This window comes from Microbacterium sp. NPDC091382 (genome assembly GCF_044757025.1).
Classification (GTDB): domain Bacteria; phylum Actinomycetota; class Actinomycetes; order Actinomycetales; family Microbacteriaceae; genus Microbacterium.
In genome coordinates, this window is the sequence record NZ_JBIVUD010000002.1 from 344247 (window position 1) to 358177 (window position 13931).

General features: G+C 69.6%; 15 protein-coding genes and 2 tRNA genes. 9 read left to right on the top strand and 8 right to left on the bottom strand.

Translation table 11 applies throughout. The features are described 5' to 3' along the window. Window positions 1-3 precede the first annotated feature (3 nt). Window positions 4-1101, top strand: a complete 1098-nt coding sequence (mnmA, locus tag ACIQLK_RS09125) for a tRNA 2-thiouridine(34) synthase MnmA (protein ID WP_400364366.1) — start codon at window positions 4-6, stop codon at window positions 1099-1101. Here the strand turns inward: mnmA and ACIQLK_RS09130 are convergent. Then, window positions 1058-2080 carry an epimerase gene (locus tag ACIQLK_RS09130; RefSeq protein WP_400364368.1) on the bottom strand — a complete coding sequence of 341 codons (1023 nt, stop codon included), beginning with the start codon at window positions 2078-2080 and terminating at the stop codon, window positions 1058-1060. The two genes, mnmA and ACIQLK_RS09130, sit on opposite strands and share 44 nt — an antisense overlap. Between ACIQLK_RS09130 and ACIQLK_RS09135 the strand changes: the two genes are divergently transcribed. Further along, window positions 2079-2270, top strand: a complete 192-nt coding sequence (locus ACIQLK_RS09135; protein ID WP_400364370.1) for a hypothetical protein — start codon at window positions 2079-2081, stop codon at window positions 2268-2270. The genes ACIQLK_RS09130 and ACIQLK_RS09135 overlap by 2 nt on opposite strands. Further along, window positions 2243-4567 (top strand): NAD-dependent DNA ligase LigA, encoded by a 2325-nt coding sequence (gene ligA, locus ACIQLK_RS09140; RefSeq protein ID WP_400364372.1) that lies wholly within the window; start codon window positions 2243-2245, stop codon window positions 4565-4567. Before ACIQLK_RS09135 ends, ligA begins: the two co-directional genes overlap by 28 nt. Before the next feature lie 3 nt (window positions 4568-4570). On the opposite strand, the gene ACIQLK_RS09145 is transcribed toward ligA, so the two are convergent. Beyond that, entirely contained in the window at window positions 4571-6271 is a 1701-nt protein-coding gene (locus ACIQLK_RS09145; RefSeq protein WP_400364374.1) for a long-chain-fatty-acid--CoA ligase, read from the bottom strand. A gap of 56 nt (window positions 6272-6327) precedes the next feature. Between ACIQLK_RS09145 and gatC the strand changes: the two genes are divergently transcribed. The 6 genes from gatC (at window position 6328) to ACIQLK_RS09175 (ending at window position 11917) form a co-directional block, all read left to right on the top strand. Further along, window positions 6328-6627, top strand: a complete 300-nt coding sequence (gene gatC, locus ACIQLK_RS09150) for an Asp-tRNA(Asn)/Glu-tRNA(Gln) amidotransferase subunit GatC (protein WP_091353844.1) — start codon at window positions 6328-6330, stop codon at window positions 6625-6627. After that, complete coding sequence (gene gatA, locus ACIQLK_RS09155; protein WP_400364375.1) at window positions 6624-8135, top strand: Asp-tRNA(Asn)/Glu-tRNA(Gln) amidotransferase subunit GatA; 1512 nt, start codon at window positions 6624-6626, stop codon at window positions 8133-8135. The genes gatC and gatA overlap by 4 nt, the downstream gene beginning before the upstream one ends. Continuing rightward, complete coding sequence (gene gatB, locus ACIQLK_RS09160) at window positions 8135-9652, top strand: Asp-tRNA(Asn)/Glu-tRNA(Gln) amidotransferase subunit GatB (protein WP_400364377.1); 1518 nt, start codon at window positions 8135-8137, stop codon at window positions 9650-9652. Before gatA ends, gatB begins: the two co-directional genes overlap by 1 nt. Window positions 9653-9726: 74 nt before the next feature. After that, window positions 9727-10983 carry a DNA polymerase IV gene (gene dinB, locus ACIQLK_RS09165; RefSeq protein WP_400364379.1) on the top strand — a complete coding sequence of 419 codons (1257 nt, stop codon included), beginning with the start codon at window positions 9727-9729 and terminating at the stop codon, window positions 10981-10983. Between the two features lie 54 nt (window positions 10984-11037). Then, window positions 11038-11361, top strand: a complete 324-nt coding sequence (locus ACIQLK_RS09170; RefSeq protein WP_400364381.1) for a hypothetical protein — start codon at window positions 11038-11040, stop codon at window positions 11359-11361. 58 nt (window positions 11362-11419) lie between these two features. After that, window positions 11420-11917 (top strand): hypothetical protein, encoded by a 498-nt coding sequence (locus tag ACIQLK_RS09175; protein WP_400364383.1) that lies wholly within the window; start codon window positions 11420-11422, stop codon window positions 11915-11917. Window positions 11918-11927: 10 nt separating this feature from the next. Here ACIQLK_RS09175 and ACIQLK_RS09180 read toward each other — a convergent pair whose 3' ends face one another. From ACIQLK_RS09180 to ACIQLK_RS09205, 6 genes are all read right to left on the bottom strand, one after another. Next, on the bottom strand, window positions 11928-12395 hold the full coding sequence (locus ACIQLK_RS09180; protein ID WP_400364385.1) for a DUF2017 family protein: 468 nt from the start codon (window positions 12393-12395) through the stop codon (window positions 11928-11930). Between the two features lie 17 nt (window positions 12396-12412). Continuing rightward, the gene (gene clpS / locus ACIQLK_RS09185; RefSeq protein ID WP_400364386.1) at window positions 12413-12703 is read right to left on the bottom strand and encodes an ATP-dependent Clp protease adapter ClpS; all 291 of its coding nucleotides are present in this window, start codon (window positions 12701-12703) and stop codon (window positions 12413-12415) included. Next, a complete protein-coding gene (locus ACIQLK_RS09190; protein ID WP_400364387.1) occupies window positions 12703-13053 on the bottom strand; it encodes a metallopeptidase family protein in 351 nt (116 codons plus the stop codon). The genes clpS and ACIQLK_RS09190 overlap by 1 nt, the downstream gene beginning before the upstream one ends. Before the next feature lie 25 nt (window positions 13054-13078). Beyond that, a tRNA-His gene (locus tag ACIQLK_RS09195) sits at window positions 13079-13154 on the bottom strand. A gap of 34 nt (window positions 13155-13188) precedes the next feature. Next, window positions 13189-13809, bottom strand: coding sequence for an oligoribonuclease (orn, locus tag ACIQLK_RS09200; RefSeq protein WP_400364389.1), 621 nt, complete (start codon window positions 13807-13809; stop codon window positions 13189-13191). A gap of 45 nt (window positions 13810-13854) precedes the next feature. Further along, a tRNA-Arg gene (locus ACIQLK_RS09205) sits at window positions 13855-13927 on the bottom strand. Window positions 13928-13931 lie beyond the last annotated feature (4 nt).

A 13931-nucleotide genomic window follows, 5' to 3' on the forward strand; every position in this document is an offset into this window, starting at 1 on the left:
CGGATGCGCGTACTGGCAGCCATGAGCGGCGGAGTCGATTCGGCGGTCGCCGCGGCCCGGGCCGTCGACGCCGGACACGACGTCGTCGGCGTCCACCTCGCGCTGTCCCGCGCGGGCGGCACCCTCCGCACCGGGAGTCGGGGATGCTGCACGATCGAGGACGCCCTCGACGCGCGACGGGCGGCGGACCTGCTCGGCATCCCGTTCTACGTGTGGGACTTCTCGGAGCGCTTCCGGGACGACGTCATCGACGACTTCGTCAGCGAGTACCGCGCGGGACGCACACCGAACCCGTGCATGCGGTGCAACGAGAAGATCAAGTTCGCCGCCCTCCTCGAGCGCGCCCTCGAACTCGGTTTCGACGCCGTCTGCACGGGGCACTACGCGACGCTCATCGACGGTCCGGAGGGCCGCGAGCTTCACCGTGCCTCGGACGAGGCGAAGGACCAGTCCTACGTCCTCGGCGTCCTGACGGCGGACCAGCTCGCGCACACCTACTTCCCGCTCGGGACGACGCCCTCGAAGGCGGTCGTGCGGGCGGAGGCCGCCGAGCGCGGACTCACCGTCGCGCAGAAGCCCGACAGCCACGACATCTGCTTCATCCCCGACGGCGACACCCGGGGCTGGCTGGCGGAGAAGGTCGGCGCCGAGCTGGGCGATGTGATCGACCGGGACGGCGCCGTCGTCGGTCGTCACGAGGGTGCGCATGCTTTCACGGTCGGTCAGCGCCGCGGGCTGCAGCTGGGCGTCCCCGCCGCCGACGGCAAGCCGCGGTTCGTCCTCGAGGTGCGACCCGTCTCGAACACCGTCGTCGTCGGCCCCAAGGAGGCTCTCGCGACAGCGGAGATCTCGGGGGAGCGGCACAGCTGGGCCGGGCGCGCACCCGTCGACGGCGTTTTCGACTGCCACGTGCAGATCCGTGCGCACGCTGAGCCGGTTCCGGGGCGTGCGACGCTCGATGCCGGCACGGTGACGGTCGCTCCGGAGGTGCCCTTCGACGGCGTCGCACCGGGCCAGACAGCGGTCCTGTACGACGGCACCCGCGTCATCGGTCAGTTCACGATCGCTCGGACCGTGTCCGCCGTGCCGCAGAGCGCCTGAGCCTCCGCTCCGTCTCGACCGAGGCGAGCGCCGCACGAAGGTCGGTGTGCGTGAAACGGAATCCGGCACCGAGCAGCCTCTCGGGCACGACCCAGCGGCTCTTGAGGATGAGCTCCGGCTCCGTGCGCAGCGCCCACATGGCGAGCTCGAGCATCCACCGAAGCGAGGGGATCCCGACCGGCATCCCGACGACACTCCGGAGGGCGCGCATGAGCGAGCGGTTGTCGGTGGCCTCGGGCGCCGAGACGTTGACGGCACCGGTGATGTCGCCCCGATGGAGGACGAAACGGACGACCTCGAGGACATCATCGATGTGCACCCAACTGAACCGTTGACGGCCGCGTGTGCGGTACCAGGGCGGGCGGTCTCCCGTCGGGTCGTCGCCGATGCCGCGGTAGCGGCGGTGCGGCGGAACCCAGCCGTCGTGCTGGGGACCGCCCAGACCGGTGCGGGCGAGGGTGAGCAGCATGCGTGTCGCAGGGCCGTCGCCGACGACGATCGCGAGCCGCAGTGCGACGCGTCTGGTCGCGGGGAGGTCGCCGGCGAAGAACGCGCGCTCCCACGCCTTCGCGACGTCGACGGAGAATCCCGCGCCGAGCTCTCCGCCCGACTCTGTGTTCGGTCGGTCCATGGCATGTCGGTAGATCGTCGCCGTCGACGAGTTGATCCACAGTCGCGGGGGGTCGGATGCCGCGGCCACCGCCGCGTGCAGCGCTCGCGTCGTGTCGACCCGGGAGGACAGGATCGCGTCCCGGTTGGCATCGGTGTATCGGCAGTCGACCGATTTGCCCGCCAGGTTCACGAGCAGTTCGGCGCCGTCGATCACGGCCCGGATCGCCTCGTCATCGGCCCACGTCACGGCCGACGTGCGGCCGACAGGGACGACGTCGTACCCGTCGGCGTCGAGCGCCGCGACCAGAGCTTCACCGATGAAGCCGCCGGCTCCGGCGACCACGGCACGGGGACGATCGGTGCGCATGCCTCGACCGTACAGGCCCGGCGGGCGGCAGCGCGTCGACGTCCGGCTCGGGATGCTGCTCCTCGGCGAGGTCTTCCGGTATCCGGGTTCGTTCTCCTACCGCATCGTGCGCGGCGACGACAGCGGCTCGGGGGTGTCGGCGGCCCTCCCTACACTGTCGATGTGGCTGACGCAGAACTCCCCGCACTGACGCTCGACGAGGCTCGCGCCGCAGCGGAGACCCTCACCGAGAAGATCCTGGGCGCACGCGAGGCGTACTACGGCGGAGACGTGGGTCTCGTCGACGACGCCACGTATGACGGGTGGATGCACGAGCTCGAGGCCCTCGAACGCGCGCACCCCGAACTGCGGGGGCAGGATTCGCCGACGCAGACGGTCGGTGCCGCGGAATCTTCCATGTTCGCGCCCATCGAGCACGCCGAGCGGATGCTGAGCCTCGACAACGTGTTCTCGGCCGAGGAGCTCCGGGAGTGGTGCACGAAGGCCGAGGCCTCGGCGGGCCGCCCCGTGCGCTGGCTGACCGAGTTGAAGATCGACGGGCTCGCCATCTCATTGCGATACGAGAACGGCGTTCTGACGTCCGCTGCCACCCGCGGCGACGGACGGATCGGTGAAGACGTCACGGTGAATGCTGTTCGTGTGGCCGGGATCCCGGAACGGCTCTCGGGCGAGGGTCACCCCGCGATCGTCGAGGTGCGCGGCGAGGTCTTCATCCCGGTCGCCGCGTTCGAGGAACTGAACGCGCTGCAGGCGCGCCTGCGGGAACGCGTCATCGCCGATGCGGCTGGCCGCCCCCGATACGACGAGGAGAAGGCTCAGAAGAGCGCCGCCCGTCGATTCCCCGCCTTCGCCAATCCCCGTAATGCCGCGAGCGGCGGCTTGCGACAGCAGCTGGAGAAGAAGTCCGGCCTCGAACTCGAGGCCGGCGAGGCGAGACTCGCTTCGCTGCGCATGTACGTCCACGGGATTGGTGCCTGGCAGGACCCTCCCGTCGCCGCGCAGAGCGAGGTCTACCACCTGCTGGCGGACTGGGGCCTGCCCGTCAGCCCGTATCCCCGCACCTTCGACGACGTCGACGGCGTCCTGGGCTTCGTCGCCGAATACGGCGAGAAGCGTCACTCGGTCGCGCACGAGCTCGACGGCATCGTGGTCAAGGTCGACGAGCTCTCGCTCCACGACGAGCTCGGCACGACCAGTCGCGCTCCGCGGTGGGCGATCGCGTACAAGTACCCGCCCGAAGAGGTGCAGACGCGGCTCGTCGACATCATCGTGTCGGTCGGGCGCACGGGGCGTGCGACGCCGTACGCCCAGATGGAGCCCGCCCTCGTGGCCGGCAGCGTCGTGCGGCAGGCCACCCTCCACAACCAGGACGTCGTCAAGGCGAAAGGCGTCCTGATCGGCGACATGGTGGTGCTTCGCAAGGCCGGCGATGTCATTCCCGAGGTGCTCGGGCCCGTGGCAGAGCTGCGGGACGGCACCGAGCGGGCCTTCGTCATGCCGGCCGAGTGCCCGGAGTGCGGATCGACGCTCGCCCCCGCGAAGGAGGGCGACATCGACCTGCGCTGCCCCAACACCCGGGGGTGCCCGGCCCAGGTGCGCGGCCGCGTCGAGCACATCGGCTCCCGGGGAGCTCTGGACATCGAGGCGCTCGGCGAGGTGACCGCGGCGGCACTGACCCAGCCGCTGTCCCCTCAGGACCCCGCACTCGAGACCGAGGCGGGACTGTTCGACCTCACCGTCGAGCGGCTGGTCCCCATCGAGGTCATCGTCCGGGACGCCGAGACCGGCGAGGCGCGCCTCGACGAGAAGACCGGCGAGATCATCCGGCGTGCCCCGTTCCGTCGGAACCTCAGTCCGGCGGAGAAGAAGGCCGGTCTCACCGGACCGCAGCCGTCCGCGCAGGCGCTCACTCTCATCGACGAGCTCGAGAAGGCCAAGACGAAGGACCTCTGGCGGTTCCTCGTCGCCCTCAACATCCGGCACGTCGGGCCGGTCGCCGCCCGGGCGCTGGCACAGTACTTCGGTTCGCTCGAGGCGATCCGCGCGGCGTCCAGGGACGAGCTCGCCGCTGTCGACGGCGTGGGCGGGATCATCGCGGACGCCCTGCAGGACTGGTTCGCTGTGGACTGGCACGTCGAGATCGTCGACCGCTGGGTCGCGGCGGGCGCCCGGCTCTCGATCCCGGGCCACCCCGGGCCCGGCGCAGCGGCCGCGGCCGGCGGCGTCCTCGACGGCATCACCGTCGTCGCGACCGGCTCTCTCGAGGGCTACACCCGCGAGGGTGCGCAGGAGGCGATCATGCAGGCCGGCGGCAAGGCGGCATCCAGCGTCTCGAAGAAGACCGACTTCGTCGCAGCCGGACCGGGAGCGGGATCGAAGCTCGCGAAGGCCGAAGCCCTCGGCCTGCGGATCATCGACGCCGCCCAGTTCCATCTGCTGGTGACGGAGGGGCCCGGCGCCCTCGGTGAGGCATTCGCCCCGGAGTGAGGGTCAGTCCTTCTTCGCGAGCAGCGCGTCGCGCACCTGACGGCGGAGGACCTTGCCGATGAGCGACCGGGGCAGGTCGTCGACGGCCTCGATGCGTCGCGGCACCTTGTACGGCGTCAATCGCGTGCGAGCGAACCCGCGGATGTCGTCGACGTCCAGGTCGGTCACGCCCGGCGCCGGAATGACCACCGCCACGACCTGCTCGCCGCTGTGCGGATCGGGAAGGCCTACGACCGCGGCGTCCGCCACCTGCGGGTGCTGACGCAGCGTCGCCTCGACCTCGGACGGAGACACATTGAAGCCGCCGGTGACGATCAGCTCCTTGAGGCGGTCGACGACGCGGAAGAAGCCGTCCTCGTCCCGCTCGACGATGTCACCCGTGTGGAACCAGCCCTCGATGAGGACCTTCTCGGTCTCCTCGGGCTTGCCGTAGTACCCCGAGAACACCTGCGGCCCGCGGACCACCAGCTCGCCGGGCTCGCCGACGCCGAGGATGCGTGACGAGTTCTCCGGATCGACGACCTGGGCGTCGGTCCCCGGGACCGGGATGCCGATGGTCCCCGCCTTGCGAGTGTCGGCCGGCGGATTCACCATGAGCACGGGAGAGCATTCGCTGAGGCCGTAGCCCTCGATGAGGTACCCGCCCGTGGCGTGCTCGAACGGCTCGACCAGGTCGGGGGAGAGCGCCATGGCTCCCGACACGCCGATGCCGATGCCTCGGATCGACGCGCCCTTCTCGCGGGCACGGGCGAGCAACCGCTCCGCGATCGGCGGGACGAGCGGGAGCACGGTCGGCGGGTGCTTCTTGATGACGTCGATGACCATGTCCGCGTCGAACTTCGGGAACAGCACGAGCCGCGCGCCCATCGACATCGCGAAGGTCAGGCACAGCGTGAGTCCGTACGCGTGGAACATCGGCAGCACGGCGTAGAACACGCATCCGTCGCCTCGCACGACCGCGGGGATGAAGGCCTGGCTCTGGCGCGCGTTCGCGAGCAGGTTGCGGTGCGTCAGCATCGCCCCCTTCGGTGTGCCGGTCGTGCCCGACGTGTACTGCAGGACGGCGAGGTCGTCCGTGTCCGGACGGGGGTGGGATGCCGTGAGCGGCTCGCTGCGGACGAGGTCGTCCCACGCGATCGCTCCGCGGACGGGGGCCGTGAGTGCGTCCCGAGACTCGCGTGCCTTCTTCACGGGGAGCCGCAGGGCGAGTCGGGTGTGCAGCGGCATCGCCGTCGTGATGTCTACCGAGACGAGGGCGTCGACGTGCAGGTCCGCGGGGAAGGCCTGGACGGTCGCGACGACTTTGCTCCAGACGATCGCATGTCGTGCGCCGTGGTCCTGGAACTGGGTCCGCAGTTCGCGGGGCGTGTAGAGCGGGTTGTGCTCGACGACGACGGCTCCCAGGCGCAGCACCGCGTAGAACGCGACGATGTGCTGCGGGCAGTTGGGGAGGACGATGGCGACGCGGTCGCCCTTCTTGACCCCGAGGCGTCGCAAGCCTGCGGCGGCTCGCTCCACGGCGTCCGCCAGGGCGGCGTACGTCGTTTCCCTGCCGAAGAACTGCAATGCCGGTGCGTGCGGGTAGTCCCGGGCGGAGTCGTCGAGGATGTCCATGAGCGACCCGGTGACGGGCGGAAGATCGAGGGGGACGCCTGTGTCGTAGGACGAGAGCCAAGGGCGATCGGCGGAGATCGAATCGGTCACCTCCTCAGCCTAGGGCGAGCGCTCGGACGACGAGTGGCCGCAACTAGACTGGAGGAGTGTCTGAAATCACCCCCGATCTCGTGCGCCATCTCGGCGTGCTCGCCCGGATCCAGCTGAGCGACGAGGAGGTGGAACGCCTGACCGGCCAGCTCGACGCGATCGTCGACAACATCGCCAAGGTGTCGGAAGTCGCCACCCCCGAGGTCGCCGCGACGAGCCACCCGATCCCGTTGAGCAATGTGTTCCGCCCCGATGTCCCCGGCGACATGCTGACCGTCGACGAAGTGCTGCAGAACGCCCCTGATGCCGCCGACGGCCGCTTCCGTGTGACCGCGATCCTGGGGGAGGAGCAGTGAGCGACATCCTGAAGCTGACCGCTGCCGATCTGTCGGCGAAGCTGCGCTCCGGCGAGCTCTCGAGCGTGGAGGCGACGCAGGCGCACCTCGACCGGATCGCCGCCGTCGACGGAGACGTCCACGCCTTCCTGCACGTCTCCGACCACGCTGTCGAGGTGGCAGCCGACATCGACCGGCGCCGCGCCGCGGGCGAAGAGCTCGGCGAGCTCGCGGGCGTTCCGCTCGCGATCAAGGACGTGCTCGTCACGACCGACATGCCCTCGACGAGCGGATCGAAGATCCTCGAGGGCTACATGTCGCCCTACGACGCGACCGTCGTCGCACGCTCGCGAGCCGCCGGCCTCGTGCCGCTCGGCAAGACCAACATGGACGAGTTCGCGATGGGCTCCTCCACGGAGCACTCCGCGTACGGCCCGACCCACAACCCGTGGGATCTCGATCGGATCCCCGGCGGCTCGGGCGGAGGCTCCGCCGCGGCCGTCGCCGCCTTCGAAGTGCCGCTGGCCCTCGGGTCCGACACCGGCGGCTCGATCCGGCAGCCCGCGCACGTGACCGGCACCGTCGGCATGAAGCCCACCTACGGCGGTGTCAGCCGCTACGGCGCGATCGCGCTCGCATCGAGCCTGGATCAGGTGGGACCCGTGTCGCGGACCGTCCTCGACTCGGCGCTCCTGCACGACGTCATCGGCGGTCACGACCCCCACGACGCCACGTCCCTCACCGACGCCTGGCCGTCTTTCGCCGCCGCGGCGCGTGAGGGTGCGACCGGCGAGGTCCTGAAGGGGTTGAAGGTCGGCGTCATCCGCGAGCTCGACGACACCGGCTTCCAGACCGGCGTCTCCGACTCGTTCCGCGCCTCGCTCGCCGCGATGGAAGCGGCCGGTGCCGAGATCGTCGACGTCAGCGCCCCGCACTTCGAATACGGCGTCGCCGCTTACTATCTGATCCTCCCCGCGGAGGCCTCGAGCAACCTCGCCAAGTTCGACTCCGTGCGCTTCGGCATGCGGGTGAACGTCCCCGGCGGCACCGTCGAAGACGTCATGGCCGCCACCCGCGACGCGGGCTTCGGCGACGAGGTCAAGCGGCGCGTCATCCTCGGCACCTACGCCCTGTCAGCCGGCTACTACGACGCCTACTACGGCAGCGCGCAGAAGGTCCGCACCCTCATCCAGCGCGACTTCGACGAGGCGTTCGCGCAGGTCGACGTCATCGCGACGCCGTCGGCGCCGACGACCGCTTTCCGCCTCGGTGAGAAGCTCGACGACCCGATCCAGATGTACCTCAACGACGTGACGACCATTCCGGTGAACCTCGCCGGCGTTCCGGGTATCTCGATCCCCTCGGGCCTCGCGGCGGAGGACGGGCTGCCCGTCGGCATCCAGTTCGTCGCCCCGGCCCGCGAGGACGCACGTCTGTACCGCGTCGGCGCGGCCCTCGAGGCCCTGCTCGTCGACAGCTGGGGCGGTCCTCTCCTGGACCGCGCCCCGATCCTCGGAGGAGCCCGCTGATGGCCAAGGACGCGCTGATGGACTTCGACGCCGCGCTGGAGATGTACGAGCCCGTGCTCGGCTTCGAGGTGCACGTCGAGCTCAACACCGAGACCAAGATGTTCTCGGCCGCCGGCAACCCGGCGCACGAGTCGAACCACGACGCCGCCCCCAACACCCTGGTCGCACCGGTGGACATGGGCCTGCCCGGATCCCTCCCGGTGGTCAACGAGACCGCCGTGCGGTACTCGATCAGCCTGGGCCTCGCCCTCGGCTGCTCGATCGCGCCGTCGAGCCGGTTCGCGAGGAAGAACTACTTCTACCCGGACCTCGGCAAGAACTATCAGATCTCGCAGTACGACGAACCCATCGCGTTCGAGGGCAGCGTCGAGATCGAGCTCGAGGGCGGCGATGTGGTCGTCGTCCCGATCGAGCGCGCGCACATGGAGGAGGATGCCGGAAAGCTCACCCACATGGGCGGCTCGACCGGTCGCATCCAGGGCGCGGAGTACTCGCTCGTCGACTACAACCGCGCCGGCGTGCCGCTCGTCGAGATCGTCACGAAGCCCATCTTCGGCACCGAGCACCGGGCTCCTGAGGTCGCCAAAGCCTACGTCGCAGCGATCCGCGACATCGTGCGCTCGCTCGGGATCTCCGAAGCGCGGATGGAGCGAGGCAACCTCCGCTGCGACGCGAACGTCTCCCTGCGTCCCCGGGGGCAGGAGAAGCTCGGCACCCGCACCGAGACGAAGAACGTCAACTCTATGCGGTCGGTCGAGCGGGCCGTCCGCTACGAGATCCAGCGGCAGGCGGCGATCCTCGCTGCGGGCGGGACGATCACGCAGGAGACGCGGCACTGGCACGAGGACACCGGCCGCACCTCGCCGGGCCGTCCGAAGTCGGATGCCGACGACTACCGCTACTTCCCCGAGCCGGACCTGCTTCCCGTCGAGCCGTCCGAGCAGCTGATCGAGGAGATCCGCGCCGCTCTGCCCGAGGCGCCGTCGGTCTACCGCCGGCGGCTCAAGACGGAGTGGGGTTTCACCGACCTCGAGTTCCAGGACGTCGCGAACGGCGGCCTGCTCGCCGAGGTCGAGGCGACGATCGCCGCCGGTGCGTCTCCCGCATCCGCTCGCAAGTGGTGGACCGGCGAGATCACCCGCGTCGCCAACGCGCAGGGAGCCGAACCCGCCGCGCTCGTGTCACCGGAGTCGGTGGCCGAGCTGCAGAAGCTGGTGGATGCGGGCACGCTCACCGACAAGCTCGCGCGACAGGTGCTCGAGGGTGTCATCGCGGGGGAGGGCACTCCGCAGGAGGTCGTAGACGCACGTGGTCTCGCCGTCGTCTCGGATGACGGTGCACTGATCGCCGCGATCGACGAGGCCCTCGCCGCACAGCCCGATGTCCTGGCCAAGATCCAGGACGGCAAGGTTCAGGCCGCCGGCGCCGTCATCGGCGCCGTGATGAAGGCCATGAAGGGCCAAGCGGACGCCGCTCGCGTCCGTGAGCTGATCCTGGAGCGCGCGGGACAGGCCTGACGCCGTCGCCACGATGCCGCCGCGCCGATGCCCGATCCGGGCTCGGTGTCGGCGGCATCGTCGACAATGGAGGTATGGGACGCGGCGACGGGACGGGACGGATCGTCTCACCCGACGGCGCGGACGACACGGGCACGCGCATCCTCCACGTCGACATGGACGCCTTCTATGCGTCGGTCGAGGTCCTGTACGACCCGTCGCTGGCGGGCAAGCCGCTGATCGTGGGAGGGATGGAGGGGCGCGGCGTCGTCTCCAGTGCGTCGTACGAGGCGCGAAGGTTCGGTGTGAGGTCGGCGATGTCCGTCGGGCGCGCTCTCCAGCTGTGCCCGCAGGCGACCGTCGTCGTGCCTCGCTTCGAGCGGTACTCGGAGCTGTCGAAGAAGGTCATGGCGATCTTCCGCGACGTCACGCCGCTCGTGGAGCCGCTCTCGATCGACGAGGCCTTTCTCGATGTGAGCGGTGCCCGCCGGCTGTGGGGGAGTCCCGGAGAGATCGCCCGCATGGTCCGTCGGCGCGTCTTGGAGGAGACCGGCCTGACGTGCAGCATCGGGGTCGCTGCCACCAAGCACGTCGCGAAGATCGCGTCCACGGTGTCGAAGCCGGACGGCTTGCTGATCGTCGCCGAGCCTGACACGCAGGCGTTCCTGGCCGCGCGGCCCGTCGGGGCGCTGTGGGGCGTCGGCCCCAAAGCTGCCGAGGCACTCGAGAGCCGAGGCATCCGGATGGTGTCGGACATCCTGAACACCCCGCGGAGCGTCCTCGACCGCGCCCTCGGTCCCGCGATGGGCGCGCGCGTATCGCAGCTCGCCCGCGGCTACGACCCGCGTTCGGTGCAGACGGAACACACCGAGAAGAGCGTCGGCCACGAGGAGACCTTCCTCGAGGACGTCACCGACACGGCCACGCTCCGGAGCGAATTCCGCCGCCTCGCCGACCGGGTCGCGTCGCGGCTGCGTGCGGGCGGCTGGGAGGCGAGGACGATCGCCGTCAAAGTGCGCTTCGCGGACTTCACGACGCTCTCGCGGTCCGTGAGCGTGCCCGAACCGACCAACGTCGGACAGCGGATCGGCGACGTCGCACTCGAACTCTTCGGAAAGATCGACCTCGTTCAGCCGGTCCGCCTCATCGGCGTTCGCGGTGAGAAGCTCACCGGCGACGGGATGGGCGGACTCGCCCTGTGGGATGACGACGCGGAGTGGCGTCGAGTGGATGCCGCTCTCGACGACGCACGCTCCCGGTTCGGACGCGGGGCTGTGACGCGAGCGAGCACGCTGGGTCCTCGTCGCGACGTGAACGCTCTGCCGACGAACCCGCGCCCAACGAGAGACTGAGCGAAGAAGGCGCAACCCCCTGTTTTACGCAGGCGGTCCGGCTACCGTGAACACATGGCAAACCTCCCTCTCGAACTCGGCAAGCAGTTCGCCTCGCTCGGCGTGACCACGGTCTATGGCGAGCAGCAGGACGTCGACGGCATCCGCATCATTCCCGTCGCCCTGACGTGGTCGGGCTTCGGCGCCGGTGAGGACCCCTCCGGTGGCGCCGGTGGCGGCGGTGGTGGCGGCGCGTCCGTGCCGATCGGGGCGTATATCCGAAAGGGCGACGACCTGCGGTTCGAGCCGAACCTCGTCTCGCTGGTCGCGGTCGGCATCCCCTTCATGTGGGTCGCGGGGCGTGCGCTCAGCCGCGTCATCCGTGCACTCAAGCGCTGACTCGCTCCGAGCCGCACTCACCGCAGCCGCGGCGGAGGTGGTTCGAGCCGTCGGTGACATGGAGCGAGGTCCCGCTATGGTCCTCGTCGACGGCCGTTCGGGTGCCGGCAAGTCGACGTTCGCCGACATCCTCGCCGCAGAGCTGACCGACGCGTTGATCGTGCGGCTGGATGACGTCTATCCCGGGTGGGACGGACTTCGCGCGGGCGCTGACACCGCGCGCGAGCGCATCCTCGAGCCGCTTCGCCGGGGAGACCCGGGGTCGTGGCGCGTGTGGGATTGGCGCACCGGGCAGCTCTCGGAGCGTGTGCGGAGCGTGGCTCCGGCACCGGTCGTGATCGTCGAGGGTGCCGGAATCCTGACGCCGGAGTCGGCGGGGCTCGCCGACGTCACCGTCTGGCTCGACGCTCCCCGCGACGTGCGCCGAACCCGTGCTCTGGCGCGCGACGGCGACACCTACCGCCCGCATTGGAGCCGGTGGGAGCAGCAGGAGGAGGACCACCTGCGAGAGCACGACCCTCGCGGACTCGCCCGCTTCGTCTTCCGACTGCCCTGACGCGCAAGGGTCAGGAATCGAGCGCCTGAACCAGCATCTCCAGGCGGTACCCGATCCACTCGTACACGCCGAAGCGCGCGTCGCCGTCGCTCCGCTGGTCCTCATCGGTGATGCCCAGACGATCCGCGAGAACGAGACGGAGGGCGGCGAGGGTGCGCAGCCAGGGGCCGGCGGCATCCGCGGTCAGATCGACGACGAGCGCGTCCTCCGCGGCCGCCCGATCGAGCTGGTGCATGTCGATGTCATGACCGTCGCACCGCAGAGAGGCTCGAACGATGGCGGCGTCAGCGGCGCGGCGCGAGAGCAGATCGTCCTGCGTGAGACGGCGGAACTCCGCGGCGGCCTCGGCGTCGTCGGCGTACGCCTCGGGGACCAGTCGGCGCACGGCGGGGTCGGATCGGTCGGGCGATGTCACGAGTTCCTCGAACTGGCCGACCAGGTCGGACAGGTGCGCCGCCTCGAGAAGCGTCAGCTCCATCACAATCCCGCCGCTGGTCACGACCCTGCCTCCCGGACAGTCGCCCACAGCCCGAAATCGTGCATCGCTTGGGCGTGCAGCTCCATGAGCTCGCGCGATCCCTCGGCCACGACGGCGTGTCCGTCGTGGTGGACGGCGAGCATGAGACGGTGCGCCTTCTCGCGGGAGAACCCGAAGTATCTCCGGAAGATGTGCTCGACGTAGCTCATCAGGTTGACCGGATCGTTCCAGACGACGGTCTGCCAGGGACCGGACGTCGACGCCTGCAGGTCCATCCGCTCGTCGATCTCGGGCGAGACGATGCTCATCAGGCCCAGCCCAGCTCGTGCAGACGGGCGTCGTCTATCCCGTAGAAATGCGCGATCTCGTGCACGAGGGTCGTGTGCACCTCGTCGCGCAGGTGCTCGACGTCGTCGCACGCGTCCAGATGCGGTTCCCGGTAGACGATGATGCGGTCGGGCAGATCCCCCATGCCATAGCGGTCGCGCTCGGTCAGGGCGAGGCCGTCGTAGAGGCCGAGCAGATCGAGCGAGCCGTCCTCGGGGCGGTCCTCGACCACGAAGACGACGTTGTCGAGCCCGGACACCATGTCATCGGGGAGGGCGTCGAGTTCGGACGCCACCAGATCCTCGAATGCCTCGGCATCCATATCGATCATGACCACGCCTCACGCGGAGAAGATATGGGGTGAGTAACGGGACTTGAACCCGCGACCCCCTGGACCACAACCAGGTGCTCTACCAACTGAGCTATACCCACCATGTGCCCGTATCCGGGCAACCCCCCAAGTGTATTACAGTCCGGAGGCGAACGACGACACGGCGGATGCCGCGGCGCTGCGCGCGTCGTCGCTCGACGGCCCGGGGGCGTCCACGAAGACGGTCTCGCGGTAGTAGGCGAGCTCTCGGACGCTCTCGCGGATGTCGGCAAGGGCGCGATGGCCGCCGTCCTTCGCCGGAGCGTTGAAGTACGCGCGGGGGTACCAGCGCCGAGCGAGTTCCTTGACGCTCGAGACGTCGACGTTCCGATAGTGGAGCCAGCGATCGACACGGGGCATGTACCGCGCGAGGAACATCCGGTCGGTGCCGATCGTGTTCCCGGCCAGGGGTGCCTTCCCCTCGGGTACGAATCGCTGGATGTACTCGAGCACCTGGAACTCGGCGTCGGCGAGGCTCACACCGTGAGGGATCTCCTCGAGGAGGCCTGAACTTTCGTGCATCTTGGTCACGAAGTCGTTCATGTGGGCGAGCGCGGATTCGTCGGGCTTGATGACGATCTGGAAGCCGGGGTCGAGCACGTTGAGCTCGAAGTCGGTGATGACGACGGCGACCTCTACGAGCTCGTCGACAGACAGGTCCAGGCCCGTCATCTCGCAGTCGATCCAGACGAGGCGGTCGTTCTCCGCAGCTGACACGTGGTCTCCTCCCACAGAGCCGACCGCGCACACGGCGACTCAGAGCCCCTCCAGGAGGATTCGAACCCCCGACCTGGCGGGTAGAAACCGCTCGCTCTATCCACTGAGCTATGGAGGGAAGG